A 6,153-nucleotide genomic window follows, 5' to 3' on the forward strand; every position below is an offset into this window, starting at 1 on the left:
GCATATCGACATCGTTTTCCCTGTAGTTATCGAACAGCCTTATGTCAGATGGAAACAAGAAAAAGCACTCAAGGAAGGTTGGCCAAAGGGTAACAACCATTGCAGACCTGTCCGAACATACTGGACTTTCCAAGAGCACCGTCTCACGAGCACTTTCCGGCTATTCCGACATATCAAAGGAAACAAAGCAAAGAGTACAAGATGCTGCGAAAAAACTTGGTTACCATCCGTCAGCAATCGCCAGATCCATTAAGACAGGTACGAGCCAGTCTGCAGCCATTATTTTGCCGCAGTGGTATGAGGAAGCTAATGCACTAGCAACGCTCGAATTGATTGAAGGGATTAGCAATGAGCTCCTGTCAAACGATTGGACGTTGACTGTTTGTTCGACGAACGGTCTTGATAGTCTCTCAGAAATTCAGCGCCTAATCATTCAAGAAAAACGCGTCGATGGTTGCATCATACCCGCTCCGGCGACTAACGATTCGCGCATTGAGATGTTAACTGAATTTGGGGTGCCTTTTGTCACCTATGGCCATGTTGACGGCTTAGACAGCCTGTATTGCGATGTCGATATCGATGGTTGTATCGCAAACTCTTTGTCCATTCTTAAAGACAGCGGACATACCAGAATTGCGTTTGTAGAGCTCAATAAAAACAATATCAAACCCGATCATTGGTTGCATGGCTTCCATCGGTCGATGAGCCAATCTGATTTGACCATAGTACCAGGCTTTCAGAGTAACGGCAGTTCAAGCGTGCAAGATGCTAAACAATTTGCTCAAGTCCTGCTGTCGTCAAGCAACCCCCCAACCGCTTTTCTGTGTGCAAGTGATACGGTTGCCTTCGGGGTGTATGCGGCGTGCCGAGAACTCGGGATTCCAGTTGGTGATCAAGTCTCGGTAATTGGATTCGGAAATCACACTTTGATCGATTGCATCTCCCCTGGATTGACGAGTTATTCGGTCGACTACCGAAAGTCTGGTTCCAAACTGGCAAACCTGCTCTTGGACCATATACAAAATCTGGACGCCCCTAGGTGCGGGTATCTCGAAGAAGCAGTCCTGGTCCGTCGAGAATCTGTGGGGCATAGGGATTCAATTGCAAGCTCTTGAGTAGAAGGGGAACCACCAATATTGCTTGGAGATCAGTTTTTATGCCAGCCGGGTTTGGAAGCAGTAGGGTTGCTCGGTTCCGCAACGATCTCAATATTGGTGGTTCTCTGCCAGAAAACGCACAAAGTGCACGGTCAGATTCTCGCGCCGTGACTGATCTGGCCACACCGCATAAATCCCGAGTGGGCGCAGCCTCCAATCGGGCAGAAGTCGTGCAAAGTTTCCCGATCTCAAGCCACGTTCGGCCAGATATTGAGGCAACACAGTAACACCAAGGTTCTGTTGTGTTAGATGGTGTAACGCATCAACGTTATCGACCTGGATCTGAGGGTTACCTGCCACCTTCGCGATCCTTCCGTTTCGAGCGATAAACTCGATGGTGTCAGACCGCTGGGCATAGCTGATCCAATCCCAGTCCTCTAAATCATTGGGTTGCTTTGGCTCAGGTCGAGACGCAGCATATTCAGCGCCAGCAACAAGAGCTCGGTCAATTTCACCCAGTTTTCGAGACATCATCGAGCTGTCATCAAGCCAACCTACCCGAATATTCAGGTCAAACCCGTCATCGATCAGATCTACAGGATGATCGGTAAACGACAGAGACAACGCCACATGCGGGTACTGTCTTGCAAATTCACCCATGGTGGTCAAAAGCTCTGACGACGACATGAAGGCCGGTACAGAAACTCGAAGCGCGCCAACAGGCTCAAGCGACAGCGCGTTCAACTCATTCAAACCGGTTTCAGCGCTTCGTATCATGTCGACCACACGGGCATAGAACACTCGGCCTTCATTGGTCAGCGCTATCTTGCGTGTTGTGCGATAGAGTAAAGTAGCACCCAGAAAGTTCTCAAGTTCCGTTACCGTTTCGCTGATGCGTGACGGCGCCAGGCCAATACTTTTTGCTGCCGCGCGAAACGAGCCCTCATCCACGACGCGGGCGAAGATAGCCATATGTCTAAGATGCTCAATCATTGTTCGGCTAAACAGAACTATCTTATCGGAGTTTAGACAATTTTCATAACAGTGCGGCGAAAATATTTTGTGTGCAAGTCAGACGGAGCAAACCGATGCAACTGCACGCGACATTTATTACTCAACGGGGCGGGCGGTATATGGCGGCCTTGTGTCACCATTTCGGTCGTAAGGTTGAAGCATGTTGCGACGAGGATACCGGCTGGGTGAAATTCCCATTTGGTCGATGTGACCTCAACCAAGATGCTTCGGGTCTGCACGTGTTGGTCAGCGCAAGTTCTCAGGCGAACCTAGAACGGGTGGTTCAAGTAGTCACCAATCATCTCGAACGTTTCGCATTCCGTGAAAACCCGGAATTGGAATGGATCCACACCGCGGGAACGCAGCCCGACACCACGAGTGAATTCACCCCTCATCCTTAAATTGGAGCATCACATGACGATCAAAAACCTAGCGCTTTCGGCCGCATTCGTTTCAGTTGCAGGTGGAGCAATGGCGGACGACACCGCGACCGTGCAAAAATTCTATGATTTGCTTAGCAATCCAACGTCACAAGATCACGTGGCAGCCTTTGAGGCGTCAGTCTCTGAAAATTGGGAAAGCATCGGCGACTATTCAGGGTCCAGCAAGTCCAGCGAAGCCTTCCTAAGCCAAATCGGAGGTTTCGGGAAACTGATTCCGGATCTTGAATGGTCTGTACAAGCCATGCATCAGGCCGGGGATTTCGTGACCGTCCGCAGCCGCGCCACCGGTACGCCTGTTGGACCAATGTTTGGTGTCGACGGTGAGGGCCGGAGCTTCGACATCATGACAATCGATATCCACGAATTGAACGACGGCAAGATCATTCGCTCTTACCACGTCGAAGACTGGGCGGGTGCGCTGCAGCAACTCGCGGGTCGATAGTCTGACAATCAATTGAGCTCCGGTTCTGAGCAATTGGACAGGACGTCTTGAAGGGAAAATGGACATGGAACGTAGAAATGCTTTGAAGGTTCTGGGGCTCTCTGCTTTGGCAACCACCCTGGGCAATCAGGTGACTGCCGCTGATGGTGATGCGGACACGCAGTCAAGTTTTGATACCGTGATGGCATTCATGGGCGCTATGGGTAGCGGCGACATGGAGAGCATGGCCAACCTTATGGCAGATGACATGGTATGGCACAACGAAGGTGACACTACATTGCCTTGGGTAGGCGGCGCCGAGGGAAAAGAGGCGATTTTTGAGTTTCTCAGTGTATTCTCGTCAAACTTTGAAACCACAATGTGGGAAAATACCGACGCTTTCGCGTCCGGCGACACTGTCGCGGTTTTCGGTAAGATGAACGGGAAAACGACAAAGTCCGGCAAGGACATCGGCGAGTTTTCCTTCGCGCTTCGCGCCAAGGTTCGCGACGGGCAAGTCGTCTTGTGGCATTGGTTCGAAGACAGTTTCGCGGTCAGCCAAGCCTATCATGGATAAAGCTTGTCAAAAGGAGATTGGATCATGGAAGTTCACCGCCTGATTTGGACAGCTTCCTTTGTTTGCACCTTCGGGGCTTCCCACGCACTGGCCGACATCACGAACTTGCCAATGCGTGAGACACCAATTCCGCGGACAACGGACGGCGTCCCGCATGTTCAGATTGGCGTAAAGCCAGTCCCCGAGTTATCCGAAGCCCTCCTAGGAAAGGTGTCGGAATTGCCCGGTGTTGAGATCAGGCAAACGGTCGTGTCCTTGCCAGGAGCGTTGGGCTTTTGGATCACTGAAGATACAAAGCTGGCCCGACCGGACGTCATCGTCGGCGGTCGCGAGTTTGCCCACATACATCCCGACGGCAGCCTTCATGCGTCCCTGTCACCGGCGCTCGCTAAGATGGCAGCCGAAAAAGGATGGGCCGTCAGCCATCCCTGGGCAGATCAAAGACCAGGTTGGGGCGGCTTTGTCATGATCTTCACGCCGATGAACACGGACGAATTGGAAGTGGTTTTTGATCTGGTCCAGGCATCATACGAGTTTGTGACGGGCCTGGGCTTATCATCAAACTGAATTGACCCTCTGTCCCTTCAATCTGAAGTGAAGAAACTAGCCGCGCGAATTTTCGACGGAACACTGTTATTGACAGGTTCAAACTAGAACGTGGACGCTCCAACAATGAGGTTCTCGGTGCTTAGGCAAGTATTAAACTCTCGTTACTTTGTTTGGGGTCTTATCGCGCTGCCTTCAGTTCCGATGGTTCTTGCCCTGATATCTGGTCAACCTGGAAGAGAAGGTGAACCTGTTACCGAGCTGCTCCTGCATCCGACTGGTGAATTCTCAGCCCGTTTTCTGATTGTCGCAATGATACTCACGCCGATGCGTATGCTGTTTCCGGCCTCTAGATTCTGGAAATGGATGATGAAACGACGCCGGTATTTTGGAGTGGGTGCGTTTGCCTATGCGGCGTTCCATACCGTTCTCTATCTGTTTGATATGGGTAGTGTTCGGGCCATTCTTGGAGAGGCATTGGCTCTGGGGATTTGGACCGGCTGGCTCGCTTTCTTCGTATTTATACCACTTGCGGTGACCTCCAATGACTGGTCCGTCCGAAGGTTAGGCCCGGCTTGGAAATCGCTCCAACGCTGGGTCTATTTGGCAGCAGTTGCGACGCTGCTGCACTGGGTTTTCGTCCACAACAACCTTGGACCTGCACTTGTGCACTTTGTGCCCTTGGCTGGACTCGAAGCGTTCAGAATCTGGAAAAACCTCAGTCGCAGACGCGCACGCGCTGCTTAACGAAAGGACAGCAAATGAAGACGTGGATTCTGGCCATATCGATTGCACTTCCGACAACGGTTCAGGCTACTGGCATGTATCAGTGTGAGCCGGTGGAAGCTGAAAACTGGCTGACTAAAGAGCAACTGACCGAGAAGATCACTGCGGACGGTTGGACCGTGAACCGCATGAAACAGGATGGTGGTTGTTGGGAAGTTTATGGAAGCATGCCAGATGGCAAACGTGTTGAAGCTTATTTCCACCCTTCCACTGGAGAAGTGCGCCTGATCAACCAGAGAGGCACAATTCTCTACCGAGCGGGCGACTAAATTTTGATGGTTTGGCTGGTTTTTTCGCAAGTTTTAGATGGTGCTTTCGTTGGAATTGGCGATTTAGCTTAGGCGAACGCTCCTAGTGATATGAACGTCGGCATTTGACGCGACAGTTCGCGTGGTTAGCGCAGGCGGCGTATGTCTGAATTCCACCCTGTTTTCAAAACCACTTTGCCGGGAACCGTAGCAACAGCCGATCAAGTTCATTGTTCTGCTCCGGCTCGAGCTCGGATCTTAGTTCTTGCATCAAAGGTGCCCTACGAGAAGCGTTGGGGTAGCTAGAAAACCATGAATTCTAGAGTCTCAGAAACTCAAAACCCTAAGTAACTGATTTTGTTGGGACCACAGTTCCAGCAATTAAGTGATCCGACACATCTGTCGGAATGCGTAAATAATGGGATGGAATTGTTGAGACTCGCCTCCCATTGAGTTCAACATCTTAGCGTTTTGCGCGTATTTATTGTTTCGATGGTCAGGCCAAACTTGTTCGAACAGGCCCTCTGTCAGAACAACGAAGGAAATTCTTCCTCCAAGTCTAAGCCAAGTAGGCCCCTTGGTAGCATGCTCAGTCAGATTAAATGCCGTGCATTTTGACGGTGCTACCGCCCCATCCAGCCCCCGTCGACGACAAGGATTTCACCGTTGACGAAGTCCGACGCGGCAGAGGCCAGAAAGACCACCGGTCCGGCAAAATCATCAGGCGTACCCCAACGGCCTTGGGGTGTTCGTTCGAGGATCGACTTCGACCGGACCGGATCATCCCGCAGCGCTTGGGTGTTGTCGGTCGCGATGTAGCCAGGCGCAATCGCATTCACGTTCACGCCCTGCCCGGCCCATTCGTTGGCCAAAGCCTTGGTCAGCTGTCCAATCCCACCTTTCGAGGCCGCGTAACCCGGCACAGTAATGCCGCCCTGAAATGTTAGCAGCGAAGCTGTGAAAATGATCTTCCCAGAGCCGCGCACCAGCATGTCCTTGCCGATCTCGCGAGACAGAACGA

The 6,153-nt window shown here is 51.6% G+C and carries 9 protein-coding genes; 7 read left to right on the forward strand and 2 right to left on the reverse strand.

Annotation, left to right across the window (positions count from 1 at the left end; all coding sequences use genetic code 11):
- The first annotated feature begins 41 nt into the window (after positions 1 to 41).
- Entirely contained in the window at positions 42 to 1,115 is a 1,074-nt protein-coding gene (locus tag ACR0IP_RS20375; protein ID WP_170556214.1) for a LacI family DNA-binding transcriptional regulator, read from the forward strand.
- Positions 1,116 to 1,205: 90 nt separating this feature from the next.
- On the opposite strand, the gene ACR0IP_RS20380 is transcribed toward ACR0IP_RS20375, so the two are convergent.
- Positions 1,206 to 2,069, reverse strand: coding sequence for a LysR family transcriptional regulator (locus ACR0IP_RS20380; protein ID WP_425085867.1), 864 nt, complete (start codon positions 2,067 to 2,069; stop codon positions 1,206 to 1,208).
- 116 nt (positions 2,070 to 2,185) lie between these two features.
- On the opposite strand from ACR0IP_RS20380, the gene ACR0IP_RS20385 reads away from it, so the two are divergent.
- The 6 genes from ACR0IP_RS20385 (at position 2,186) to ACR0IP_RS20410 (ending at position 5,153) form a co-directional block, all read left to right on the forward strand.
- Complete coding sequence (locus ACR0IP_RS20385; protein WP_170556216.1) at positions 2,186 to 2,512, forward strand: DUF2218 domain-containing protein; 327 nt, start codon at positions 2,186 to 2,188, stop codon at positions 2,510 to 2,512.
- Between the two features lie 13 nt (positions 2,513 to 2,525).
- Positions 2,526 to 2,996: an ester cyclase gene (locus ACR0IP_RS20390; RefSeq protein ID WP_170663356.1), complete on the forward strand. Its 471-nt coding sequence runs from the start codon at positions 2,526 to 2,528 to the stop codon at positions 2,994 to 2,996.
- Between the two features lie 64 nt (positions 2,997 to 3,060).
- Positions 3,061 to 3,552, forward strand: a complete 492-nt coding sequence (locus tag ACR0IP_RS20395; protein WP_425085869.1) for a nuclear transport factor 2 family protein — start codon at positions 3,061 to 3,063, stop codon at positions 3,550 to 3,552.
- 24 nt (positions 3,553 to 3,576) lie between these two features.
- Positions 3,577 to 4,119: a luciferase domain-containing protein gene (locus ACR0IP_RS20400; protein ID WP_425085870.1), complete on the forward strand. Its 543-nt coding sequence runs from the start codon at positions 3,577 to 3,579 to the stop codon at positions 4,117 to 4,119.
- A gap of 105 nt (positions 4,120 to 4,224) precedes the next feature.
- Positions 4,225 to 4,845, forward strand: a complete 621-nt coding sequence (locus ACR0IP_RS20405; protein ID WP_480527595.1) for a protein-methionine-sulfoxide reductase heme-binding subunit MsrQ — start codon at positions 4,225 to 4,227, stop codon at positions 4,843 to 4,845.
- 14 nt (positions 4,846 to 4,859) lie between these two features.
- A complete protein-coding gene (locus ACR0IP_RS20410) occupies positions 4,860 to 5,153 on the forward strand; it encodes a PepSY domain-containing protein (RefSeq protein ID WP_170663350.1) in 294 nt (97 codons plus the stop codon).
- A gap of 602 nt (positions 5,154 to 5,755) precedes the next feature.
- Here the strand turns inward: ACR0IP_RS20410 and ACR0IP_RS20415 are convergent.
- Positions 5,756 to 6,153: SDR family oxidoreductase (locus ACR0IP_RS20415; protein ID WP_480527597.1), on the reverse strand; the 398-nt coding region annotated here is incomplete at its 5' end.

This window comes from Ruegeria sp. AL11, assembly GCF_056540865.1.

Bases quoted from the DNA above. Each gene is read 5' to 3' on its own strand.
- ACR0IP_RS20400 (WP_425085870.1), top strand. From the start codon at position 3,577: ATGGAAGTTCACCGCCTGATTTGGACAGCTTCCTTTGTTTGCACCTTC.
- ACR0IP_RS20380 (WP_425085867.1), bottom strand. From the start codon at position 2,069: ATGGCTATCTTCGCCCGCGTCGTGGATGAGGGCTCGTTTCGCGCGGCA.
- ACR0IP_RS20385 (WP_170556216.1), top strand. From the start codon at position 2,186: ATGCAACTGCACGCGACATTTATTACTCAACGGGGCGGGCGGTATATG.
- ACR0IP_RS20375 (WP_170556214.1), top strand. From the start codon at position 42: ATGTCAGATGGAAACAAGAAAAAGCACTCAAGGAAGGTTGGCCAAAGG.
- ACR0IP_RS20390 (WP_170663356.1), top strand. From the start codon at position 2,526: ATGACGATCAAAAACCTAGCGCTTTCGGCCGCATTCGTTTCAGTTGCA.
- ACR0IP_RS20405 (WP_480527595.1), top strand. From the start codon at position 4,225: ATGAGGTTCTCGGTGCTTAGGCAAGTATTAAACTCTCGTTACTTTGTT.
- ACR0IP_RS20395 (WP_425085869.1), top strand. From the start codon at position 3,061: ATGGAACGTAGAAATGCTTTGAAGGTTCTGGGGCTCTCTGCTTTGGCA.
- ACR0IP_RS20410 (WP_170663350.1), top strand. From the start codon at position 4,860: ATGAAGACGTGGATTCTGGCCATATCGATTGCACTTCCGACAACGGTT.